We start from the raw sequence: 24,708 nt of genomic DNA on the forward strand, positions 1-24,708 counted from the left end.
ACCCAATATTGTTATCAATTTAAGTTTTTCTTAAGTATCCATCATTACACTCCTTATTATCAGTAAAAGGAGCGATTATGAGCATGAATATTCAGGCACCTTACCAGTTGTTATTTGCTCAGAATGAGCAAGAAGAAAACGAACTGCAACAATATATTCAGCGGGAGTATAGCCGTGAGTTCAATGCCACTATCCCACATTTTTTACCTCATTTATTAGGACTGTATCGTGCCGATGGTGTCCTTATTGGTGCCTGTGGCTTGAATCGTGGTGATTTCGGGGCACTTTATCTTGAGCACTATTTGGACGCACCTATTGAGGTGGTCATTGCAACGCAAACAGGGCATTCAGTTTTACGTAATCGTTTGGTTGAAATAGGTAATTTTGCTTGTTCGGAATCGGGAAATGCACGAATTATGTTTGCGGCTATTTGCCGGTTGTTATGTGAGAACCAGCTTGATTACGTGGTGTTTACCGGTACCCGAAAATTACGCAATATTTTTCACCGATTGAATTTAAAACCACTGGAACTGGCCCCTGCGCTGGCAAATCGTCTCGGTGAAGAGGCTTTTGCATGGGGGGAATACTACCAGAGCCAACCCTGTGTGATGGTGGGGGACTTAAATCAGGGCCGCCAAGTGCTGAGTAAAACCAGCTTATTACTTTCCTTGTTTGCGCCAATGCCCAGCATTTTTACTTTTCAAAGGAGGACACAACGATGATCCTTTTTGAACAGTTGGCGAAAATGGCGGCGCAAGACCCTCTGCGCCCTGCATTGTGCGATAGTTATCAGGTGATTAACTACGGTGAATTACTGCCCAAAATAGCGGCATTGGCAGAGAGGTTCCGCCACCAGAAAATAGCGCGACTGGCACTCTTGCTGGATAACGGCATTGACTGGGCCATTATCGATTTGGCTTGCGCATTAGCCAATATTGTTATGATACCGGTGCCGGTTTTTTTCAGTAATGAACAGCAGAATTGGCTACTGGATAGTAGCGGTGCGGATGCTTTGATTGGCCCTGCACGCGCGGATTGGATAACTACCACATCATTTGAATACGCTCTGCAACGCCGCCAACCGATAGCGGTGCCCGAGTTACCACCGCATACCGCAAAAATCACTTATACATCGGGGACCACGAGCCATCCCAAAGGGGTATGCCTGAGTTGGGATCATCAGATGCAAGTCAGTCTATCGCTTATCGACAGAGTGGCTCCTGCCAATGTTGAACAGCATCTGACATTGCTGCCCCTTTCAACATTACTTGAAAACATTACCGGACTGTATGTTCCGCTGTTAAGCGGGGCATGTAGCCGTATACCGCCGCTTGCTGAAGTGGGTTTTACCGGCTCCAGCCAATTCTCCTATCAGATCCTTGCCCAAGCAATTCAACAGTGGCGCCCGCACAGCTTGGTACTGGTACCCGAGCTATTACGCTTGTTGGTGATGTTATGTGCCATAAATCCAGATCTGACACAGAGTTTACGTTTTGTTGCTGTTGGCGGGGGCAAGGTTGCCACGGATTTAGTGGCTAAATCACATCAATTAGGATTGCCGGTTTATGAAGGATATGGGTTATCAGAATGTGGTTCGGTGGTTGCCCTAAATACGCAGGGGGATATGTTGCCCGGCTCAGTGGGTAAACCATTAGCGCATTGTCAGATAAGCATCGCGCAAGATGGGGAAATTCTGATTTCTGGTTCAACAATGCTTGGCTATTTGGGCGAGTCGGCACCGGCACAAGCTGTGACGACTGGTGATCTTGGGCATTTTGATAACCAAGGTTTTCTGCATATTACTGGCCGTAAAAAGAATGTTCAGATTACAGCATTTGGTCGGAATTTTTCCCCAGAATGGGTTGAAGCCGAAGCCCAAGTTTTTCCGGCGATATCTCGTATTGTCATCTTTGGTGATGGGTTAACCGCCAATGTCGCCTTGATCCAACCGACACCCGGTTATGAAAATAGTCTTGCAGATCAAATAGCTCAACTTAATAGACGGCTGCCTGATTACGCACAGGTTCACCATTATCTTCTGGCCCAGCTAAGTGTAGAAAACGGGTTATTAACCAATAACGGGCGTCCGAAAAGGCAGCAAATTCTGTCCGAGTATCACCTCCGTATCGATCAATTAATTGCAGGGGGTAGGGTATGAATTTCTATCAACAATTACAGCATGATACTGCGGCGGATAGAGAGAAACTCCTTTCTGCTCCGGTTATAGAGGCTTGTCGTAGTGGGAATATTAACGCCGAAATGTATATCGCCTTTTTGACCCAGGCTTTCTATCACGTTAGCCATACCGTCCCTTTACTGATGACGGCGGGTGGCCGGATGAGCTCAGAGTATGAGTGGGTTCGTGGGGCTATCGCCGAATATATTGATGAAGAATATGGGCACCAGGAATGGATATTAAATGATATTCGCACTTGTGGCGGTGATGCGCAGGCCGTTCGTCATGGTCAGCCAGTATTGGCGATAGAGTTAATGATAGCGTTTCTCTACGATCATGCCTCCCGCCTTAACCCGATGGGTATTTTTGGTATGGTGCACGTCCTGGAAGGGACCAGTGTTGCTATCGCAACAACGGTTGCCCAACAGCTCAAACAAGGGCTGGGGTTACCGGAAAAAGCCACGAGCTACCTCAGTTCACACGGTGAACTGGATAAAGAACATCTGACTTTTTTTGAATCATTAATGAACCAGGTTGAAAAAGTCGAAGATCGTGCGGCGATTATTCATTCTGCCAAGGTGGTTTACCAGCTTTATGGGGACATGCTGCGTGGCCTGATGGATCAACCGCAATGAAACTCAATAATAGCCGAGTTCTACTGACCGGGGCCAGTGGCGGTATTGGCCGGGCACTGGCCCATGCATTGGCGAAACAGGGCGCGTGTTTGATATTGCACGGGCGCAATGAAATTGCCCTTACACAGCTTTTGAATGCATTACCTAATCCCGAGGATCATCAAGTATGGGTAGCCGACCTTTGTGACTCGGCGGCATTGGCAAAACAGGTTGAAGTGCTTAGGGATCAACCCAGCATTGATATTTTAATCAATAATGCTGGCACCAATCACTTTGCGTGGCTTGAGGATCAAAGTGAGCAACAGATAGTACAGCAGTTATCACTGAATATTCAGGCGCCGATATTACTGACTCGAGCTTTACTACCCTATATCAGTAATCCCGGCATTATTATGAATATTGGTTCCAGCTTTGGCAGTATTGGTTATGCCGGATATAGCGTGTATTGCGCCAGTAAATTCGCCCTTCGTGGCTTTAGTGAGGCACTGGCCCGGGAATTAAGCGGTTCGGCCATCAATGTTCTCTATTTTGCACCCCGAGCCACACAAACCACACTTAATTCAACGGCTGTTTATGCCATGAATGCAGAATTGGGGACAAAAAGTGACAGTGCCGAGTTTGTGGCTAAACAGGTAGTTATTGCGCTGAATCAAGAAGTAACACGGCGCTGGCTTGGCTGGCCGGAGCGGTTCTTTGTCAAATTAAATGCAATTTTCCCCAGCATTGTTGATAAAGCTCTCGCGAAGCAACACGCTATTATTGCCCGCTATGCTCAGGCTTCCAGTGATAAGAAGGATTCACCATGAAGACGTTAGTATTATTACTTACCGTTTTTGGCAGTACCGCTGTTTATGCCCAAAGTGAGTTGGTCGATATCCAAAATCAATGGGCTGTTTGCCAATATCAGGTGGTGGCAAAACAGAAAGAGTCCTGTTTGGAAAAACTCAGTACGATTGCAGATAAGGCCAGTTCAGCCAACGGATCACGTGCTGATCTATTAATTTGGTCTGCTATCGTTAAAAGCAGTTGGGCAGGAGAGAAGGGGGGGCTGGGAGCGTTGGATTTGGTTAAGGACGCGAAAGTTAAGCTGGAGCTGGCAATAAAACTCGATGCTAATGCGTTGGATGGCTCTGCTTATACCAGCCTCGGAACCCTCTATTATCAGGTTCCTGGTTGGCCTATTGGTTTTGGCGATAAAAAACAAGCCGAACTGTTGTTAAAAAAAGCGTTACAGGTGAATCCAACCGGCATAGATCCCAACTATTTCTATGGTGATTTCCTGTTGGAGCAAGGGCGCAAAGCGGATGCAAAAGGCTATTTACAAAAAGCACTGGCGGCCCCAGCACGTTCAGGCCGAGAATTGGCAGATAAAGGCCGTCATCAGGACATTCAACAGCGACTTGATAAACTCTGAAGTTTCACTCTAAAAGGTAGCGCCACGATGCACAGAGAACGGCATAGTATAGAAAAGATAGGCTGGCTGCGGGCCGCAGTTCTTGGTGCTAATGATGGGATTGTCTCTACCGCAAGTTTGTTATTGGGTGTCGCGTCAGCCAATGCCACACATCAAAGTATTCTTTTGACCGGCATTGCAGGTCTGGTTGCGGGTGCGATGTCGATGGCAACAGGGGAATATGTCTCGGTATCTTCTCAGTCAGATACAGAAAAGGCCGCATTGGCGGAAGAGCAAGCAGAACTGAACGCCGATTTTCAAGGTGAATATCGTGAGTTAACCTCGATTTATGTTCATCGCGGCCTTGATGTAGCACTGGCCAAGCAAGTGGCTGAAAAACTGATGAGCCATGATGCGTTAGGTGCTCACGCCCGTGATGAATTGGGGATATCTGAAATCACTACCGCTCGCCCATTACAAGCGGCCTGGGCTTCTGCGATGAGCTTCTCAGCGGGCGCAATACTGCCCTTGTTGGTGGCGTTTATTGTCACGGCTGACTGGGCAATTCCAGCCATTAGCCTGTCAGCATTGGCTTCTCTGGCTATTCTGGGGGGGATTGCCGCGAAAGCAGGCGGAGCGCCAATATGGCCAGGTATTATTCGAATTACCTTCTGGAGTGCGCTTGCGATGGGGGTATCATCGGGGGTTGGCATGCTATTTGGTTCAGTCACAAGCTGAAATCAGAATAGGGCGGATCTGACAAGTAATCCTGATAATAGAACGTTTCATTTCAGCTAGTTAAAAGAGCTATTGGGTAACAGATACATCTTTCTCTGCTGCGAATTGGCTTAACATGTAGAAAGCTGCATCAGCCTAATTTCACCACCGTAATCCCTTTCTTCGTTTCTTGCTCAAACTTGTACAATTATTATTTTCTTGTACAAGTTTGTATTAACCCGCTATGGTTAATCTATAGGTGTTTTCGGCAAGGTAAATGGCATGGCGACATACAGTATCAGTGAGGTGGCGCAACTTTGTGGTATTAATCCAGTAACACTGCGTGCCTGGCAACGGCGTTATGGCTTGTTAAAACCACAACGTACTGAAGGTGGCCATCGGCAGTTCAATGACGACGATATTGTCCGTATCCGCACTATTGTGCGCTGGATAGAACGCGGCGTCCCAGTTAGCCAGATCAAACCTTTACTCGACGGTGGCACAGCACCTGGCGACAGCACTAACTGGGTAACACTGCAACAACAGTTACTGGCGCTGATTCAGGCTCCCGCACCGCATAAACTCCGTAGTCGTATCTTTGAATTAGGGCGCGAATATCCACCTCAGGCCCTGATTGAATATGTGCTAAGACCATTACGTTCACAGCTTAAGAATGAACATCAATTGCTGCACATGCTGAGTCGTCTGCTGGATGGCGTGATCATTGAATACGCGACTTTTTGTATGCTGGGTGCACGCAAGAAGCCAGGCGAGAATGTATTACTACTGGGATGGGGAAACATCGATCCTACCGAGTTGTGGATGGCCGCCATCGTTCTGGCGAAAAACAATATGCATATCGATATTTTGCCGGGATCGCTGGAAGCTCCGCAATTGGCTATGTTTAAGGCCGAACGCTACTTTCTCTGCACCGATGGCGTACTCAATACTGCCAAGCGGCGGCAATTAGCAGCTTGGTGCGATGCAGGCTTGAATATTACGCTTATCGATAACCATGCTCTGCTAATCCTTGCTTCGGAGCACTACCATGAGTAACGCTGAAGCACTGCTGGCACGTTTTTCACAATTCTATACCACGTTGGATACAGCACGTCTGGTCGAGCTATCTGATGTTTATCATCGCGATATCCACTTTATCGATCCCGTCGGAGAACATCAGGGATTGAGTTCACTTGAAGTTTATTTTCAATTGCTGCTCAGTAACTTAAGCACTTGTAGCTTTACCCTCACTGACATTCAGCACCATGACCAACAAGCCTCTGTGTGCTGGCATATGACTTATGCCCATCCCCGTCTGCGCCGTGGCAGCTTGCTCAGTTTAGAGGGTATCAGCCAGTTACGCTTTGCTGAACAGCGGGTTATCTATCAGCGTGATTACTACGATCTGGGTGCCATGCTGTATGAACATATACCGCTGCTCGGCGGGATTGTTGTCAAATTGAAGAAGAGGCTACAAGCATGAAACACGTGGTGATCACCGGAGCCAGTTCCGGTATTGGGCAGCAATTGGCGCTCGATTATGCCGCCGAGGGCTGGCAGGTGACCGCCTGTGGACGTGATGAAGCCCGGTTGATGGCACTTGGCGCGCATAATTCGGCAATTACGGCGCATCATTTCGACATAACCGATTTGTCTGCTACGCGTAGCGCGTTGGCGCAATGTCCGGCCGATCTGGTTATTTTGTGTGCTGGAACCTGTGAATACCTTGATAACGGTGTCGTCGAGGCTGAACGGGTTGCACGGGTGCTTAATACTAATTTTCTTGGTCCGATCAATTGCTTAGATGCCCTGTTACCACAACTGTCGTCCGGGAGCAGGATCGCATTGGTGGGGTCAACAGCCAGCATCATCCCCATGTCGCGCGCAGAAGCTTATGGTGCCTCAAAAGCTGCACTTGCCTATTTTGCCCGCAGCCTGGCCGTGGATTTGGCAAAATCCGGTATTAATGTTTCGCTGATATTACCCGGTTTTGTTGCCACACCGCTGACTGACCGCAACGATTTTGCCATGCCGATGATAATCACCCCTAAGCAGGCTTCGCACTATATTCGCCGTGGTCTGGCAAAAGGGGCCGCTGAAATTGCTTTTCCCCCACTGTTCGCCGCGCTGTTACGACTAACAGCTCTACTTCCACAAGCTCTACAACGCTGGCTTGCCAAGCGTTTGGTGAGGTAATCCAATGAGAATTGCCATTATCGGCAGCGGGATTTCCGGTTTAACCTGTGCATGGAAGTTAGCTAAAAAACATCAGGTTACACTGTTTGAAGCCAATGATTATCCCGGTGGGCATACCGCGACCGTGGACGTCACGCTGGAAGGGCGCAGCTACGCTATCGATACCGGATTTATCGTCTATAACGAGCGGACCTATCCGCAATTTATTGCTCTGTTGGCTGAATTGGGCATCAGTGGGCAAGCCACGGAGATGAGCTTCTCGGTTACGCATCCTCGCAGTGGACTGGAGTACAACGGCCATACGCTCAATACTCTATTTGCCCAACGCCGTAACCTGCTGAATCCACGCTTTTATCGCCTACTGGCAGAGATTATGCGTTTCAATCGCCAATGTAAGAAAAACCTGGCGAATGGTGGTATTGCGGCTCAAACGGTGGACGATTTTCTGCAACAGGAAGGTTTTTCCCCCTATTTTGCCCAGCATTATTTGTTACCGATGGGGGCCGCTATTTGGTCTTCTTCAATGACTGATATGCGCCAGTTTCCATTAGCACTGTTTTTGCGCTTTTTCGATCACCACGGTCTGTTAGACATCACCAACCGCCCACAATGGTTTGTAGTGCCAGGCGGCTCGCGTGAATATGTGCGCCGCATGTTGGCCATAATGGCAGACAACCTGACATTGCACCTGAATATGCCAGTCCTGCGGGTTGAACGCCAACCACAAGGGGTGATACTTCATAGCGCCTTGGGGCAACAACATTTTGATCAGGTGATTTTTGCCTGCCATGCCGATCAGGCACTGCGTCTTCTGGCCGATGCCAGCCCGCAGGAGCAACGTGTTTTAGCTCAGTTGGGCTATCAAGCGAATGAAGTCATCCTGCATACCGATATTCGTCTGCTGCCACGCCAACGCCGTGCCTGGGCCAGTTGGAATTATCGCTTACCAGCCAGCGACGAGCATGCAGAGAATCAACTCGCCAGCGTGACTTACAACATGAATATTCTGCAAGGCTTGGATGCGCCACAGACCTTTTGTATCACACTCAACCCACAGCAACCGATTGAACCGGCGCTAATTCTGCGCCAGTTTAGTTATCACCACCCGGTATTCAATCAGACTACTGTACTGGCACAACAGCAGCGTTCGCTGATAAACGGGCAGCACAATACCTGGTTCTGCGGCGCTTACTGGTATAACGGATTCCACGAGGATGGGGTACGCAGTGCGCTGGACGTCACGCAGGTTTTGTTGCAGGAGAACGCCGCATGAATAGCGCCCTTTATGTAGGACATGTGCGCCATCGTCGCTTCAGCCCGGTCCAACACAGCTTTGATTACCAAATCTTCATGCCGTTGATTGATCTTGATGAACTGACACAATTGCCCGCGCTGGGTATTGCGTTGGAACGCTTTGCCCCAGCGTCGTTTTATCGTGGCGATTATCTGGGTGGTGGCGATATTAAACACAAAGCGCAGCAACGTATTGCACAATTGACCGGCGAAAAGTTGAATGGCCGCGTTATGCTGTTGTGCCAGTTGCGCTATCTGGGATGTTACTTCAATCCCGTCAACTTTTACTATTTGTATAACGATGATGACAAACTGTGTTGGTTGTTGGCCGAAGTTCGTAATACCCCGTGGAATGAACGCCATACCTATGCCGTAAATCCAGAAGGTACCTCAACCATAGATAAAGTTTTTCATGTATCACCGTTTAACCCGATGGACATGACCTACCACTGGCGGCTCTCTGCCCCCGCACAGCGACTGCGCATTCATATCGAAAATCACCGTGTCAGCCGCGAATTTGACGCGACATTACTGCTTTATCGACACCCTCTAACGCGGGCAACGTTGCGCCGACAGTTATGGCTTCTGCCTCTAATGACACTGAAAACTGCCACCGCCATTTACTGGCAAGCACTGAAGTTATGGCTGAAACGCACCCCTATTTACCCTCACCCCGCCGCCGGCGGCAAGGATGAACGATGAGTTCCTCAGAATACACCCTCGCCGATAGCACCCCTTTTTCGGGTCACAATAAAGGTGCTCGTCGCATTATTTTTACCTTGCTACAGCAGTTGCAAGGGGGCGGATTATTGCTGCGTGAAGCAGGTGTCGGTGAAATCCAGTTTGGTGATACCCAAGCCCCGCTACAGGCTGAAATCGAGGTTTATGATCCCCGAGTTTACCGCCGAATACTGTTGGGTGGCAGCATTGCTGGTGGAGAAAGCTACATTGACGGTTATTGGAGCAGTCCTGATCTAACTCGCCTGCTTCAGTTGCTGGCCAGTAACATGCAGTTGGTCGATAAGATGGAGGCCCGTTTAAGTTGGCTGACCGCCCCTTGGCATCGGCTGGTGCACCTGCTACGTGATAATAGTCGGCGGCAGGCACGGCGCAATATTGCCGCACATTACGATCTGGGTAACCGCTTCTATCAGCAGTTTCTCGACAGTGAAATGCTTTATTCCAGCGCGTTGTACAGTGAAACGGAGATGACATTGGAACAGGCGCAACAGGCTAAAATGCGTCGCTTGTGCCAACAGTTAGATCTGCAACCACAAGATCATCTGTTGGAGATCGGTACTGGGTGGGGAGCGCTGGCGGAATTTGCCGCGCGTGAGTATGGCTGCCGCGTCACCACCACGACTATCTCGCAGGAACAGTACGTTTATGCCCAACAGCGTATTAAGCAAGCTGGATTAGAGGATCGCGTTACTCTGTTGTTTGAGGATTACCGTGAGCTGACGGGGCAATATGACAAACTGGTCTCGGTCGAAATGATCGAAGCCGTAGGCAAACGTTTTCTGCCTCTATTTATCAAATGTTGCCAGCAGTTACTGAAACCTAAAGGCAAAATGGTGTTACAGGTGATCACCATTACTGACCAGCGTTATCAGCAATACAGCAGCAATGTGGATTTTATCCAGCGTTACGTCTTCCCCGGAGGCTTCTTGCCATCGATAACCGCGCTGTGCGATACCCTCACACGCCATAGCGATCTGGTGATGTGTGACCTATTCGATATTGGCCGTGACTATGCCCGCACGCTGCAACAATGGCGTGAGCGTTTTGAGCAGAATTGGCCTTTATTACAGAATCAGGGATTTGACGAACGTTTTCAGCGCCAGTGGCGATTTTACCTGTGCTATTGCGAAGCTGGTTTTCTGGCGCGATCCATCAGCACCGTACAACTGAGTGCTGAGCGTCGATGAGATTGGGCACCGGATTTTGGCTAACTACGCTCGGTTTTGATGCCTATTGGACGCTGGCCATTATTTGGCGTGAACAAGTAATGCTTTTTCTACTTCTGGGCGCTGCGCTGGCACTGATATTTACCCCGCGGCAACAGCGTATATGGGTCCTGTTAGCGGCGCTACTGGGTATTACCATGGATGCGTTTTGGTGCTATCTCGATATCTTTAAATTTGCTGGCGGGGGCGGTGTTCCCATATGGATGTGCGCATTGTGGCTTACTTTCACTAGCTGGTTTTATTGGCTACTGAGACGGATTATCCCGACGGTGAAAACAGTTGTGTTGTTAGGTGCGCTTACCGGCCCACTAGCCTATGTCATCGGCTGGAAATTGAATGCGATGACCCCACAAATCGCACCTGAAATGATGATCCTCACCCTATCTTTAGGGTGGGCTATTTATCTGCCAGTTGTCAGTTGGCCAATACTACGCAGGAGAATTGAATGAAGATGCTGTTAACTTTTCTTCTTTGTCTGAGTACTCAGGTGGCACAGGCCAGCGATTGGAGCACGTGGCCGACGGTAGGCAGTGCCACGCTACGTTGGGGGCCCTTTGATATTTATTTTTCAGTATTGCGTACACCGAGCGGACGCTATGAGGAGGGGGGATGGCCGCAGGCACTGAGTATTAACTATCAGCGTTCTATTACCCAAGAAGAGCTGGTGAACGCTACACAAGAACAATGGCAAGCCATGAAAATCAGCGTGTCTGCAGCACAGCAGCAGCGTTGGCTCAAGCAGATAGCGACGATATGGCCGGCAGTAACCTCTGGCAGCCAACTCACTTTCGTGGGTGATAATACTGGCGGACAATTTTATTATCGCGCGCCATCTAATCCATATATTAAGCCGATTGGTGATCGTTTCGACCGTGCTTTCCGAGATGCATTTCTCGCTATCTGGTTGTCACCGACGACACAATATCCTGACTTGCGGCAACAATTGACTGGAGGTATCTGATGAATATCAAAAGCCTGTTACTGGCTTTCCTGTTTGTACTGGCTGGATGCAGTGCAGATATCAATGACTATCAAAACAATAAACCTACTTTCGATTTGTTCGGCTACTTCAGCGGTGAAACCCGCGCCTGGGGAATGTTGCAGAATTATCAGAATAAACAGACTCGCCGTTTTGAGGTGGTTATCCAGGGCGATGTTGTCGGCAATACCCTGACGCTCAATGAGAAGTTTGTTTTTGCTGATGGCGAGCGCCAGACCCGAATCTGGCGCATCATCAGAAACGCTGATGGCAGCTATCAGGGGACGGCAGGGGATATCATTGGCGTAGCCCATGGTTATACCGCAGGTAATGCTTTCAACTGGCGTTATGATATGGACGTGAAAACAGAGAACGGCAGCATAAAACTACACTTTGATGACTGGCTATATCGCCAGGATGATATCCATTTGTTCAACCAGACATCACTGCGCAAATTTGGTGTTGAAGTCGCCAAAGTGACACTGTTTTTTGAAAAGAAAAGCTAACGTTCTGTTGTTGGGTGCAATAATTCATCGAGTAAAGTATGTGAAGAGGAGATTTAACGATGAAAGGAGCGATTCAATTTATTAATATTTTCGCCATGGTGTTGTGATTGATCCTGTCGCGTAAATAACAACGATGACGAATCTCGATGAGAGCGTTTGTTATTCTCAATAGCGTATAACATTATCTCAATTTCACTGATGTTAACATCGCGATTAATTTCATCGTTTATCAGCGATAGCCCCCGTTATGGTCAGATAAAATGATAAATAAAGCCTATTATTCAATTGAATCTTAATACTACGACGTACTGAATTATGTGCTTTACTTAGAGTAGTCATTGTATTTACTGAGGTTACAGTCAGTTATTTATCGGGCTTTTGGGTCGCTAATGTGGCTGTTCTAAGTCCGTCATCAATACACAATTTCTATTTTTATTTGCCGAATCTGCGAAATAAAAACCAAAAAGGAAGGTTGTATTATCATGACTCAGATTTTCACTTTAACATTATCCCCTTCGCTAGACAGCGCAACAACGACGCCCAAAATCTACCCTGAAGGAAAACTACGTTGCACAGCACCTATTTTTGAGCCGGGTGGTGGCGGTATTAATGTCGCTCGTGCTGTTGTTTATCTTGGTGGTCAAGCTCATGCAATTTTTCCTATTGCTGGCCCTACAGGGGAGCACTTGAAAGAATTGCTTGATCGGGAAGGTATTGAGACGAAAACGCTGAAAACGCAGGATTGGACACGGCAGAACATGCATGTCCACGTAGACAACAGTGGTGAACAGTATCGTTTTGTTATGCCAGGGGCACGATTGAGTGATGCTGAGTTTGATCTACTGGTACTACAAGTGCAAAACATCCCTTCAGGATCGATTTTGGTTATTAGCGGTAGTTTGCCGCCAGGTACTGGTATTGAAAAATTAGTTCACCTGATTCAGCAGGCTAAAGCTATGGGATTGCAGTGCATCATTGATAGCTCTGGCGATGCATTAAAAGCGAGCTTAGATTTGGGGGGGCTTGCCTTGGTAAAACCTAATCAGAATGAGCTATCGGCCCTTATAGGGCGGGAGTTGAAGCATCCTGATGATGTACGCCATGCTGCTAAGGAGTTGGTTAACCGTGGCGCTGCCGAGCGAGTCGTGGTGTCGCTTGGGCCACAGGGAGCATTGGCAGTCGATCGTGATAACTGGGTACAAATCGTTCCCCCGCCGGTGAAGAAGATGAGTACCGTTGGGGCAGGGGACAGTATGGTTGGCGCAATGACGCTGAAACTGGCAAAGGGTGCAGACCTGTTTGAGATTGTACGTTTTGGTGTTGCAGCAGGTAGCGCGGCAACACTTAATCTTGGCACTCGCCTTTGTTCATTGGAAGATACTCAACGTCTGTATGACTATATTTGTAAGAGTTCGCATCATCCTATCAGTTGGTAATGAACCGGATACCAGCTCGTGGCCTGGATGCGTGGGCAACGCGTTTAGCTAACAAAGAAAATCCGCAACGAACTGAACTCAATGCCCTAAATATTTGGGGCATTTTTAGGGCTGAAAATGGGTTTTAAATTTATACCTTGGTGCTTTCATACTGAACCCAACTGAATGTTGCAATCAGTTCCCGAGGAGGGGGCCTAAGCTGGAACCCCAGAAATTTCCGCTGTGTAAATGCGCCAACATTCGAACCAGTCTGCACCATTACTTACGCGGGTTATCAGTGCTGTTGTCCGACGGCTGGCGCGATTTTATCCGGAAAAAGAACCTATACATGATCTCGCAGTGAGGCTTTCTGTCCCTAGCGATTAATACCTATTTCTTAGTCAGCCAGGGAGATGTAGTGCTCCAGAAGATGATATCTGCGCCAAGATAATTGTCGGCAAATTGTACAAACTCATCCTTGCTAAATGGCTTACCCGTATTGGGGTTCTTGTAGGTCAAGGTCGGCTCCTGCACTGCCATGGCAATGAGTGCTAGCTTACTTTTGTATTTGTTGAAGAACGGATATGAGTTCTTCATTTGCGCTTTGCGGTTGGGAACAATATCTGGGCCGCCAAGTCCAATATTATTGGCACTCGCGAACTCAAACAGCCGGCCCATGTAATTGTGGTCGTTGTTCCATTCGCACGGCCAGAAATTGACATATTGCACCACATGGGATTTGGTGAACACCTTTCGCGCAAAGGTGAGATTTTCCATTTCGCCTGCAAAATAGTTATCGCAGGAAAATCCCTTGGGTAGCTTTTTCTCGTCAAGATCAATGGCTGTTTCGGGTAGGTTCACACCATAGACTCGACCATCGAAACGCTCTGCAATCGCTGCCAACAGAGCCTGATAACGTTGGCGCACAGCAGGATCCCATTGCTGTGCCACCCAACCCGAACCACTCGGCTTTCCTTCGCCAGGATTATCAAATTGTGGCGATATCCCCCCACCGTATCTGGCATCATTCATCAGATAATCAGGAACGTACCGGGCATTCTGTTCGAAAAACCGATCCTGGATCTGGATGAAAAGTTTTTTATTGGCTACCTTAAGACGAGCCAAGTCCTTCTCAATCTGCGAGAAGTTGTATTTGTTCTTCTCAGGTTCGAGTGAACGCCAATTGTAAACGATCTGCGCACCGCCAATATCGCTACGTGCGATAATGACTGATGCCGCTTCGAGGTCGCCAGAGCTGGTATAGACAAAATTTTCTGGCATTTTAGCTAATATGGGCAGTGTCGCAGTAAGCAGTGTTATTGCGACAGTGAGCCTAATGCTTTTGGTCACGAGATTATCCCTTTTTGAAGGTTCGGTTAGGGGGACATGACTTTTACACGTCCCAGACTGGTGAGTTATCAATGTGATATAAACCCACAATCAGACCCAGCCAAGCAATTTTTCCCCATCTGGACGCAGCTCCCCATTTGGGGGATACATGTCTGTAGCGAGTTTCATGGGGATCACTGAATAATAGATGAATAGCCTAAGTTTTCATTACAAAGCCATTTTTTTGCAATAAATTTGGTTCAATCATGATATGTTTGCAAAATTAATCACTCGCGATTGCACGGGAGACATCGACTATGTTGGACAAGTCTGCATTATTACGCGTTAGCGCGCTGACGGCATCCTTGATGCTGGTTGCCTGTAACCAGAATTCCGGTGCCAGCACTGCTGCGGTTGGAAATATACAATCCCGCGAGCAGGCGGTCTTGCCGACCACGGCGATTGAACAGAATATACCATCGGCTGTGACAGTCGCGGCTGAAATACCGGCGGGATGCCGGATCCAGTCATCCGGCGAGTGGAAGGCATCTGTATATGCGCAGCCGCCCAGGCTTATAGTGTCAGGCGAGGTTGAAACTTCTACCGGTGGATATGAGGTCATGCTTGAGCGTGGCGGGGCTGGTCTCAATCCAGCTATCGTAATGATGGAACTGAAGGTCGTCCCGCCGCCCGCCGACGCGATGGTATCGCAGATGATTACACCCCATTCGGTAAAGACTGAAGTACCTGACATGAGTCGTGACCTGACGCGAGTTGTTATCAACTGTGGTGGTGGAAAGCTCGCGGAGATAGCAGAAATCTCGGTGCTGAACTGAGCAACCCATTGAATGATGTCGCGGGAGCTGTGGCCAATTTGACTGTGCATTCGCTGAGCGATTGTGAGGTGGAAGAGTTCGGTTTTGCCCCGCGCGCAGCTGACACGCACGTTCAGGGCTATGGTCTGCGTGTTGGAAGGATTTAAATGCAGTGCCACTGCCCTGCTCATAGATCACAATATGTGACCGCACTTGTTTGAAATCCTTCGAATTAACCAACCGGCGGCCAATGTTTTGCCATTGGCCGGTAATGCCGAAAGAGCTGTGTTCCGTGGCAGTGGTGGCCCAGCGCCGCCTCGGCCCTGGGATACGTATCCAGCTACGCCTGCCCATTTTCGCTGTCAAAGAAGGCCTTCACTGTTCCCAGACTCTGATTACCCATCGAAGCATATTTGACCAGTGATTTATAGCGGTCCAGGTCGCCACGGACCTGAAGTTGCTCAAACAATGCGTTGGCTTCTGCAAGCAATAGCGGTTCCCGCTTTTTCTTCTCCCGCACAGTTGCTTTCAGTACTTTATTTCTGGTCACTATGTCAGCAAGCGTTCGCCGTCCTTGTTCCTTCCAATTTCCAGTTGCTGCGCGAACATCGTTTGGAACCAGGCCACAGGCATATAGCACTGATAGATCACTTGCACACTGCCATCCGTTCTGCTCGCCAGTGTCCACGTCGTCTTGTCACACACTTTGCGGGTATCCAGTACCTCCTCCATGAGACGCGAGTCATTCGGGGAGGCAGTCATCGCGCGAATGGTACCTTCCTGTTGTAATCGCTGGCTCAAGAGATAGCGGGTCAAAATGAAGACATTACTAACATCGGGGTGTACTAATCAACGGGGAGTAGGTCATAGGGGATGCAAGCAGGCTCCAGAAACTGCCAGAATAAAGTTTCATAAAATGGTTTCTACATAGTCGGTACACCTAAAGTATTATGTATTAATACCCTGAATAAAATGCAAAAAACTTGATTTATAAGAATCATTCTGTATTTCTATACATAAGATATACTTATCTCTATTTGCATAATAACTATATTTTTTATTAATATAATCACCAAATGCAGCCATTCTTTTTCAGTGCCCAATGATTTTTAAGAACATTCCCACTCCATAATGCCTAACAGTTCAATTGCAATATTAAAGGCTTTGCTTTTGGTTTTAAATCCTGCTCTAGAATGAAATGAAAGTTATATAATTCATTTTTTTTGATTGGTTCGGGATTTAATTTTTTTAAGTTAAAAAGTTGTCGGTGTATCTCTTTTTTAAACAATGTTTTATAGTGCTTAACTATTTTTAAAAACCAATCTCTGGTCTGAATGTTTTAATTCAGCTTCTTTCCTTGCTATCTGAGGGAGGAGGTAAGGTGTATGTATGCAGAATTTTTCTATTGTCGTTAATAATAAATACTTAGAGTTAGGTCTATTCGAATTGTTAAATCATGTATTACAAAAATCTGGCTATGAAGGTGCTGTTAATGTAGAACCTCAATTTTACTCTGAAAATGACTTTTTATTCATAGATGTCAGTAACATTGACCGATTTAATGTATTGAGTAGTGCAGCTAATAGTATTTTATTTGATAAAGTATTCATCATAACATCTAGGTATGATTATGATTTTAATCGTTTTTTCATTGAGATGGAAACAAAAGGAAAGGTTACACTTCTCTGTTTTGATGATCCATTATCTATTTTAGAAAAAAAAATCATGTCAGTCCTTAAGCGAAAGAAAAAGTATACCAATCAGTTAAGTTTTTCACTTGGTGATTTAACATTAAGTAATTACATAAAAAAAATAAATCTAACAAAACAAGAGGTTATTATAATCACTTATTTTAAGTGTGGTTTACCCGGACATGCTGTAGCAAAAATACTAAACAAGAGTGAAAAAACAGTAAGTGCTCAAAAGAGATCGGTAATGAAAAAAATTGGGGTGAGAACTAATGCAGAGTTATTACAAAAACTCCAAATAAATTAATAATTTATTTGAAAAAAATACATCTTGTGGGAAATTTCCTACTAAATTCATCCTTTTCGCCTATATTAATATCTATATGTATTAAGTAGATTCAGGATATCGAATAGCTTAAAAGCAGTAATGAGATATTCTAATTTTTCCTGTGAATATTAAGTCATACCTATTTATAGGTATGACTAATTGTCAGGCCTAAATCTAATGAGAGTACACCATGAATAAAGTATTTAAAGTCATTTGGAATAGTGCCTTAGGCCGCTATGACGTTGCATCTGAAATCTCTAAATCAGGAAAAAAAACTAAGTCACTTTGCTCAGGAATTGTCGATACAACCTTAGGTTTAACAACCCCCTCTCGCCTGAGCCAGATTGCAATGACCTTGATGTTTACATTAGGGGCGAGTTCTGTCTTTGCCGCAGATATTAGCGTACCGGTATTTACGCCTGATGTAGAATTTGAACAGACCTTCACAGGGACTGGCAATACCTTAGTAGGCAGTTTTAGCAATATCGCTAAGGGAGATATTGGTTTTAAAAACAGTAAACTGGGTGATATTCCCCCGGGGAACTTCCTCTATGGTGCTGAGAATCTGATCAGTAAAAACATTTTCAACTTAGGTGAGATGGTTACTGAAACTTTCCTTGACCCGAAAGGCACTGGCGCATTAATTACTATTAATGTGTATAGCAGTACTGCGATGTCAATTAAACCGCTTGCCGATTTTGTGGTACCTGTTTCTTATGCGGTTGGTGAAAATGGCCAGTATGTGAATCGCAACTTATTCCATGTGCAGGATAGCAGTGATCTGACCGTGGCTGTCGGTAGCACGGCCGCAGGTTGGGTTAATGACAGCAATAACTATTTTAACGCCATTCTTAAAGGCAGCCTGAAAAGTGAAGCGGCGACAACAACTTCTTCAGGATTCTATGTTGACTCTACTACATCGGCCCAGAATACAGTCTTAAATTATAACGCCAAAACTGTAGTCAACCTGGGTAATAACAATAATAACATTCGCGATAGTAGTACCGCGGTGGCCAATTCGGTGCTTGATGACTTCGTCGGTACCTTCACCAGTCCCTATTTAGGGGCCCAAAATGTTCAAAATTTTGCTGATTTCCAAAAATACAACAATGACTTGATTGCAGGTATTAAAAGTGGTGCGATCGTGCTGGACAGCAAAGGTTATCAAGCCGAGCTGGCGCGGGCCTATTTCACTAACGGTTCCAATACTTCACCAAAAGTCACCCCGATCTATCTTGATATGGGGATTGATGCTAATGATGCCGTAAATCACATTGTCGATTCTGACCGTGTTGCCTTTATTCATGGTGATGGTCAGCATGCCATTGTGAATATTGGTGCTGATGCCAATATTCAGGCGTTCAATACGGATATTTCACTGGTGCGGCTGGAAGACGGTGCAACCCTGAATAACGCCGGGACTTTGGGGTCAACTTCTGCAACAGTTCGTGGTACCAATATTATTTTTGCCACTGACAGTACGGTTATTATTGACACTACTGGGGTACTGGATGCAGGGACTAATCCTGAGATGCTGGACTTCAAGCCCACACCTACCTCAACATTGCCGTTGTACATAGCTAACGGCAGTCATACCGCTATTTTAGCTAATGGAGTTTCGTCAGTTACCAACAATGGTGTGATTAATACCGCTTCTCGTGGGGCAAGCGCTTATACTCGCGCGGCGGTGATCGATGGCAACTCGACCTTCGTCAATAACGGCGCGATCAATATTGCTTCAACTATCGATTTGTCTCCTGCAGCAGGTTATTTGAATGAGGGGGTGAGTGTTCAGAAAGGCTCTACCTTTGAAAATAACGGTACCGTCTATGTGGGCCGTCAATCACAACGTTCGTTAACTGATGTAGTCACTGACCTGGCCATTAAGACTCAGTCTTATGCAGTTAGATTACTGCAAGATACCGTTAACTTGAGCAATATCGCTACCTTTACCAATAGTGCGACCGGTAAAATCGTGATTGGCAGCAAAACTGAAAACTCTACAGCTATTGCTGCACAAGGAGCGAGAACAGTAGTCAATCAAAACGGCACTATTGAGCTCAACGGTGCTGGTGCTGTATCCGGACAAAATGCAGGGCAGAATATCGGTATCTCTTCCAGCGCTAACGCCACGAATATCTTCAATAATGGTGATATCGTTATAAATGGTATCAATACCGTCGGTATCAAAGTACTGACCAACAGTTCAGCCACTAACGCCGGTAACGTTTATGTAAATAACGGGCTTGATGCTGCCACTAAACTGGCGAACTACGGTATTCAGGCGGTTGGTGCGGGCGCGGTGGCTAATCTCTCTGGTGAGGTAAAGCTGGCGGGCGATGGTGCTATTGGGGTGGTTGCTGAAGATAAAGGTACCATTAATGTCTCCGGTACCGGTCAGGTTGAGTTTGTTTCAGGTAAAAAACAGGTGGGCTACCTGATTTACGGTACGGGCTCTAGCGTCAATAACATTGCCACGGGTGATGAAACGGTTTCAACCGAAGGCTCTACACTGTATCGCGTTGATAAGGGTGCCAGCTTTATCGGGACCACAGCCTCAACCATGAATGCCACCGGTAAAGATTCTTCTCTTATTCAAGTCACCGGTGTTGGCAGTACATTTAACTCCGGCGCGTTAGATATGGTCCTGTCTGGCGAGGGCTCTACTGGGGTAAAAGTCGAGGGTGGCGCCAGCGGCACCATCACGGCAGATGCCAGCCTGGAATTGAGCGGTGATGGGGCTACTGCCGGTATCGTCGATGGCAACTACTACGGCCTGGATGGTATTGCCACCGGTGCTACCGGAAAATCTGTCTTAACCAGTTCGGCGGTATTGACCACCGGTAACACCGCGTCTGGTGCCTATGGCTATATCGCCCGTAATGGCGGTGAGCTTATCCACAATGGCTCCATTGATTTTACACAAGCAGGCAGTACTGGCGTGCTGGTAGACGGCGGGATTCTGACCAACCAAAACCTCATCACAGTCAATGGGACTGCGGTCAATATTCAGGGTGCTAACTCTACCGTGAATAACAGCGGTACCGTCAACGCAACCGACGGCACCGCCGCTTATCTGCTGGGTGCGGGGGCGAGCCTGACCTTATCCGGTAACGGTGAAACCAAAGCGGGCGGCACTGCCCATGGCGTACTGCTTGATACCGGTGCCACAGCACTGACCGTGGATGGCGCAACCATCACCATGACCGCGGGCGGCACAGGTAATGCGATTGAAAACAAAGCGGAAATTACCGGTATTCAGTTAAAAGACACCACGCTGACGGTGGGTAATGGTGCAGGTATTCGTACCGGTGCCTCCCTGGCGGCAACCAACTCTGGCACGATCAATGTCAACGGCAGCGGTACCGGTATTCTGTTTGCCAACACCGGCGACACCATCACCGATAATACGCTGGACATGTCCGACTCGGCCGGTCTGGTGATTAACGTCAATTCAGCCGCGGGCAAAGGGATTGTCACCAACTCCCGTCAGGATCTGAAAACCGGTGCCAGCGTAAACGTCAATGATGCCGCAGGCGGTGCAGCCCTGATTGTCAAAGGCACTACCGGCCGTGTCGAGCAGTCCGGTAACCTGATATCAACATCACTCACCAGCCCGGTGGTGGACATCAATAACGGTTATGTCACCAGCTTCGTCAACAGCGGTACCATTCAAGCCAACAGCGCCACGCAGCAGGCTGTCGTAACCAATACTGGGACGGGTCTGGCATTTACCAACGCCACGGGTGGCACAATTGTTGGCAAGGTGGATCTGTTAGCGGGCAACAACACCGTGACCCTGATGCAAGGCAGTAAAGGCACTGACTTCACCACCGGCAGCGGCGATGATGCCTTCATTCTGAAAGGGCTGACATTAGCCGATACCGGCGTGTTCAGCTCACTGAACGGCGGTACCGGCAGCGATACGCTGACGCTGGACAGTTCGCTGTATACCCTGAGTGATGCTGATGCCATCCAGAATATGGAATACATCAACCTGATCAATAACTCAACGCTGACACTGGACAATGTGCTGCTGGCGCTGGGTGACAGTCAGGATGACAATGCCAACACCGGTTTTAATCTGGGTGACGGCAGTCTGTTGCAGGTTAATAACCTGAATGCCGTGAGCTTTAACAGCAAGTTGAACGGCCTCGGCACGATGGCCGTTAATACCGCCGGTAATGCCTTTGATTTTACGGCCAATGCGGCACAGAACGCCTTTAACGGGGTACTGGCATTAGGTCACGCCACCTTTGAACTGGCGGCGGATAACACGGCAGCATTAGTGAATGCCACCCTGAAACTGGGCGCGGACAGTATCACCACCGTCGGTGACGGTGTGCAAACTATCGGTGGGTTGGCCTTTGACGGCGGTACGGTGAAATTTAACACCGGCACTCCGGGTGAGACGGTGGCGAAAAGCACTATCCATACCACCAAAGAGATGAACCTGCTGGGCACCGGGACGGTGGTGGTGGACATCGACAGCGTCGACAACAGCCAGACGCCGGTCAATCCGGTACTGCCCATCATGGAGCAGGATGATGCCAATACCTTGCTGCAACTGGCGGTGAGTGATGTGGTGGTGCAAGGCAATGGTGGCAATCTGGTGCTGAAAGACCAGGATGGCAATGTCATTACCGATGCCACCACGGCCGATATTGCACAAAATGGCACCACGGTCGCCAAAGGCACTTACGATTATCGCCTGAGCAGCGGTACGGGTAACGACGGTTTGTATATCGGTTACGGCCTGACCGAAGTTGAACTGCTGGGCAGCGGTGCAGATGCACTGGCGCTGTATGCCACCAATAAAACCGGTCCTGCGGCGGATTTGAGTGCCAAAGTGACGGGCAGTGGTGAGTTGGCGATTGATACCGGTGCAGGAAATACGGTAACACTGTCCAATCTGGACAATGATTACACCGGTTCTACCGATGTACGCAGCGGCACCTTGCAGATGCTGAATGATAATGTGTTGGGGAATACCTCGCTGTTATCACTGGCAGCAGATACCGCCTTTGACATGAAGGGTCATAGCCAAACCGTGGGCGAACTGAACAGTACTGCGGGCTCAACGGTTGATCTCAATGGTGGCAGCTTAACCTTGAGTCAGGGCGGTATGTCTGAGGGTGAACTGACCGGCAGTGGCGCGCTGACAATTGCCGCCAATGTGCTGAGCGTTAAGGGTGCCAATACTGGCCTGAGCGCGGTGACCACCATTGCCAGTGGCGCACAAGCGTTACTGAACAATGCAGCGGGTCTGGGCGATGGCAATATCGTTAACGCCGGTCTGCTGACACTGAAAGGGGCTGCGGGCCAGTTAGCAAATGCTATCAGTGATGCCGGCAGTGTGGTGCTGGAAGATAGCAGCGACATCACATTGAGCGGTGATAACAGCCTGTTCAGTGGCCTGTTTGCTATCACGAACGGCAGCCAGTTAACTGCTTCTCAGGCAGAACATCTGGGGACGGCGGCGGTCACCAACGACGGCGCATTGGTGCTCAATAGTGCGAGTGACTGGTTGCTGGCCAACAGCATTAGCGGCAGTGGCAGCCTGACTAAAAACGGCACAGGCACCGTATCGTTGACACAATCTGCGGCCTATACCGGCCAGACAGATATCAATGCGGGTGGCCTGATGTTAGGCAGCAGTGCTGACCCCATGACGCTGGCAAGCCAGCAGGTGAATATAGCCAGCGGTGCCTTTATGGGCGGTTTTGGTGGTGTAGCGGGCGCGGTTGATAACCAGGGCGTGCTGTTTGTGGGCAACCCAGCGGCACCGATGGTACCGGCGATGGGCCGTCTGGCTCGCCTGGCGCCGGCCAGTAATATCTTTACCGTTGGCACTGACTTAACCAACAGCGGCACGGTATTTATCGGTAACAAGACCAGTGACGGTACGGGCACCACCGGTAACCAATTAGTGGTCAACGGCAACTATATTGGCAACAACGGTCTGCTGCACTTCAACACCGCGCTGGGCGACGACAGCTCTGCCACCGACAGCATGATTGTGAACGGCAACACCAGCGGCACCACTAACGTAAGCGTAGATAATGCGGGCGGTACGGGCGCTAAAACCTTAAACGGTATTGAGCTCATTCAGGTGAATGGTCAATCCGACGGTGAGTTTGTGAACCCTGGCCGTATCGTAGCGGGTGCATATGATTACTCACTCGTACGTGGGGTGGGTTCAAACGCCAGTAACTGGTATTTGACCAGCCTGAGCAATTTGCCGATTGATCCAGAGAACCCGGTTGATCCAGAAAATCCAGTGGGCCCAGGCGAGGAAACTAAACGTCCTGAAGCCGGCAGCTACACCGCGAACCTGGCCGCAGCCAACACTATGTTTGTGACGCGTCTGCACGATCGTTTGGGCGAAACACAGTATATCGACGCCCTGACTGGCGAGCAGAAAGTGACCAGCATGTGGCTGCGTAACGAAGGCGGACATAACCGTTCACGTGACACCAGTGGTCAGTTGAAAACCCAAAGCAACCGCTATGTGATGCAATTGGGTGGCGATATCGCCCAGTGGAGCAACGATGGTCTGGACCGTTTACACCTGGGTGTGATGGCCGGTTACGGTAATAGCAAAAGCGACACCCACGCGAAATCGGGCTATAAGTCGAGTGGTTCGGTTGATGGTTACACCGCCGGGGTGTACAGCACCTGGTATGCCAACGACGAAGACAAGTCGGGCTTGTATGTTGACGGTTGGGCGCAGTACAGCTGGTTTAACAATAGCGTGCAGGGCGACGGTCTGGCGACGGAAGAGTATAAATCGAAAGGGATCACCGCGTCGGTCGAGAGCGGCTACACCTTTAAAATCGGCGAGAATAAGTCTAAGAACGAAACGTACTTTATCCAGCCGAAAGCCCAAATCACCTGGATGGGTGTGAAGGCTGACGAGCACCGTGAAGCAAACGGTACTCAGGTGAGTGGTCAAGGCGACGGTAATATCCAGACCCGTCTGGGGCTGCGTTCTTATATGAAAGGCCACCACGAAAGTGATAATGGCAAGGATCGCGAGTTCCAACCGTTTGTGGAAGCCAACTGGATCCACAACACCAAAGATTTTGGCACCAATATGAACGCGGTTGAAGTGAAACAAGCTGGCGCGAAGAATATCGGTGAACTGAAAGTGGGTGTTGAGGGGCAATTGAACAAGCAACTGAATGTCTGGGGTAACGTCGGCCAGCAATTGGGCGACAAAGGTTACAGCGATACTGCAGTGATGTTAGGGGTGAAATACAACTTCTAAT

At 48.4% G+C, this 24,708-nt stretch carries 22 protein-coding genes; 19 read left to right on the top strand and 3 right to left on the bottom strand.

Features of this window, described 5'->3' with window-relative positions; translation table 11 throughout:
- Positions 1-77 precede the first annotated feature (77 nt).
- The 16 genes from A6J66_020625 to A6J66_020700 all read left to right on the top strand — a co-directional run bounded on the left by A6J66_020625 (position 78) and on the right by A6J66_020700 (position 13,298).
- Positions 78-722, top strand: a complete 645-nt coding sequence (locus A6J66_020625) for a thermostable hemolysin (GenBank protein ID PNM26352.1) — start codon at positions 78-80, stop codon at positions 720-722.
- 23 nt (positions 723-745) lie between these two features.
- Positions 746-2,158 (top strand): long-chain acyl-CoA synthetase, encoded by a 1,413-nt coding sequence (locus A6J66_020630; protein ID PNM27102.1) that lies wholly within the window; start codon positions 746-748, stop codon positions 2,156-2,158.
- Positions 2,155-2,811 (top strand): biliverdin-producing heme oxygenase, encoded by a 657-nt coding sequence (locus tag A6J66_020635; GenBank protein PNM26353.1) that lies wholly within the window; start codon positions 2,155-2,157, stop codon positions 2,809-2,811. Before A6J66_020630 ends, A6J66_020635 begins: the two co-directional genes overlap by 4 nt.
- Positions 2,808-3,617: a short chain dehydrogenase gene (locus A6J66_020640; protein PNM26354.1), complete on the top strand. Its 810-nt coding sequence runs from the start codon at positions 2,808-2,810 to the stop codon at positions 3,615-3,617. The genes A6J66_020635 and A6J66_020640 overlap by 4 nt, the downstream gene beginning before the upstream one ends.
- Positions 3,614-4,225, top strand: a complete 612-nt coding sequence (locus tag A6J66_020645; protein PNM26355.1) for a hypothetical protein — start codon at positions 3,614-3,616, stop codon at positions 4,223-4,225. Before A6J66_020640 ends, A6J66_020645 begins: the two co-directional genes overlap by 4 nt.
- A 27-nt stretch (positions 4,226-4,252) precedes the next feature.
- On the top strand, positions 4,253-4,942 hold the full coding sequence (locus A6J66_020650) for a VIT family protein (protein PNM26356.1): 690 nt from the start codon (positions 4,253-4,255) through the stop codon (positions 4,940-4,942).
- 261 nt (positions 4,943-5,203) lie between these two features.
- Positions 5,204-5,977, top strand: coding sequence for a MerR family DNA-binding transcriptional regulator (locus A6J66_020655; protein PNM26357.1), 774 nt, complete (start codon positions 5,204-5,206; stop codon positions 5,975-5,977).
- Complete coding sequence (locus A6J66_020660; protein ID PNM26358.1) at positions 5,970-6,404, top strand: nuclear transport factor 2 family protein; 435 nt, start codon at positions 5,970-5,972, stop codon at positions 6,402-6,404. Before A6J66_020655 ends, A6J66_020660 begins: the two co-directional genes overlap by 8 nt.
- Positions 6,401-7,117 carry a KR domain-containing protein gene (locus tag A6J66_020665; protein ID PNM26359.1) on the top strand — a complete coding sequence of 239 codons (717 nt, stop codon included), beginning with the start codon at positions 6,401-6,403 and terminating at the stop codon, positions 7,115-7,117. Before A6J66_020660 ends, A6J66_020665 begins: the two co-directional genes overlap by 4 nt.
- A 4-nt stretch (positions 7,118-7,121) precedes the next feature.
- Complete coding sequence (locus A6J66_020670) at positions 7,122-8,390, top strand: FAD-dependent oxidoreductase (GenBank protein PNM26360.1); 1,269 nt, start codon at positions 7,122-7,124, stop codon at positions 8,388-8,390.
- Positions 8,387-9,112, top strand: coding sequence for a DUF1365 domain-containing protein (locus A6J66_020675; GenBank protein ID PNM26361.1), 726 nt, complete (start codon positions 8,387-8,389; stop codon positions 9,110-9,112). The genes A6J66_020670 and A6J66_020675 overlap by 4 nt, the downstream gene beginning before the upstream one ends.
- A gap of 77 nt (positions 9,113-9,189) precedes the next feature.
- The gene (locus A6J66_020680; protein PNM27103.1) at positions 9,190-10,338 is read left to right on the top strand and encodes an SAM-dependent methyltransferase; all 1,149 of its coding nucleotides are present in this window, start codon (positions 9,190-9,192) and stop codon (positions 10,336-10,338) included.
- The gene (locus tag A6J66_020685; protein PNM26362.1) at positions 10,335-10,826 is read left to right on the top strand and encodes a DUF2878 domain-containing protein; all 492 of its coding nucleotides are present in this window, start codon (positions 10,335-10,337) and stop codon (positions 10,824-10,826) included. Before A6J66_020680 ends, A6J66_020685 begins: the two co-directional genes overlap by 4 nt.
- Before the next feature lie 2 nt (positions 10,827-10,828).
- Positions 10,829-11,338, top strand: a complete 510-nt coding sequence (locus A6J66_020690) for a hypothetical protein (protein ID PNM27104.1) — start codon at positions 10,829-10,831, stop codon at positions 11,336-11,338.
- On the top strand, positions 11,338-11,862 hold the full coding sequence (locus tag A6J66_020695) for a DUF3833 domain-containing protein (protein PNM26363.1): 525 nt from the start codon (positions 11,338-11,340) through the stop codon (positions 11,860-11,862). The genes A6J66_020690 and A6J66_020695 overlap by 1 nt, the downstream gene beginning before the upstream one ends.
- A gap of 482 nt (positions 11,863-12,344) precedes the next feature.
- A complete protein-coding gene (locus A6J66_020700; protein PNM26364.1) occupies positions 12,345-13,298 on the top strand; it encodes a 6-phosphofructokinase II in 954 nt (317 codons plus the stop codon).
- A 369-nt stretch (positions 13,299-13,667) separates the two neighbouring features.
- On the opposite strand, the gene A6J66_020705 is transcribed toward A6J66_020700, so the two are convergent.
- Positions 13,668-14,627: a hypothetical protein gene (locus A6J66_020705; protein ID PNM26365.1), complete on the bottom strand. Its 960-nt coding sequence runs from the start codon at positions 14,625-14,627 to the stop codon at positions 13,668-13,670.
- Between the two features lie 296 nt (positions 14,628-14,923).
- Here A6J66_020705 and A6J66_020710 point away from each other — a divergent pair, with 296 nt between their 5' ends.
- Positions 14,924-15,442, top strand: coding sequence for a hypothetical protein (locus A6J66_020710; protein PNM26366.1), 519 nt, complete (start codon positions 14,924-14,926; stop codon positions 15,440-15,442).
- A gap of 319 nt (positions 15,443-15,761) precedes the next feature.
- Here the strand turns inward: A6J66_020710 and A6J66_020715 are convergent, their stop codons facing one another.
- Together A6J66_020715 and A6J66_020720 are read right to left on the bottom strand one after the other, a co-directional pair.
- A complete protein-coding gene (locus A6J66_020715; protein ID PNM26367.1) occupies positions 15,762-15,971 on the bottom strand; it encodes a hypothetical protein in 210 nt (69 codons plus the stop codon).
- A complete protein-coding gene (locus A6J66_020720; GenBank protein PNM26368.1) occupies positions 15,971-16,183 on the bottom strand; it encodes a hypothetical protein in 213 nt (70 codons plus the stop codon). The genes A6J66_020715 and A6J66_020720 overlap by 1 nt, the downstream gene beginning before the upstream one ends.
- 894 nt (positions 16,184-17,077) lie before the next feature.
- Between A6J66_020720 and A6J66_020725 the strand changes: the two genes are divergently transcribed.
- The gene (locus A6J66_020725) at positions 17,078-17,416 is read left to right on the top strand and encodes a hypothetical protein (protein ID PNM27105.1); all 339 of its coding nucleotides are present in this window, start codon (positions 17,078-17,080) and stop codon (positions 17,414-17,416) included.
- Positions 17,417-17,627: 211 nt separating this feature from the next.
- A complete protein-coding gene (locus A6J66_020730; GenBank protein ID PNM26369.1) occupies positions 17,628-24,707 on the top strand; it encodes an autotransporter outer membrane beta-barrel domain-containing protein in 7,080 nt (2,359 codons plus the stop codon).
- The last annotated feature ends 1 nt before the right edge of the window (position 24,708 follow it).

Source organism: Yersinia enterocolitica, assembly GCA_002082245.2.
In the GTDB taxonomy this organism is placed as follows: Bacteria; Pseudomonadota; Gammaproteobacteria; order Enterobacterales; family Enterobacteriaceae; genus Yersinia; species Yersinia enterocolitica_E.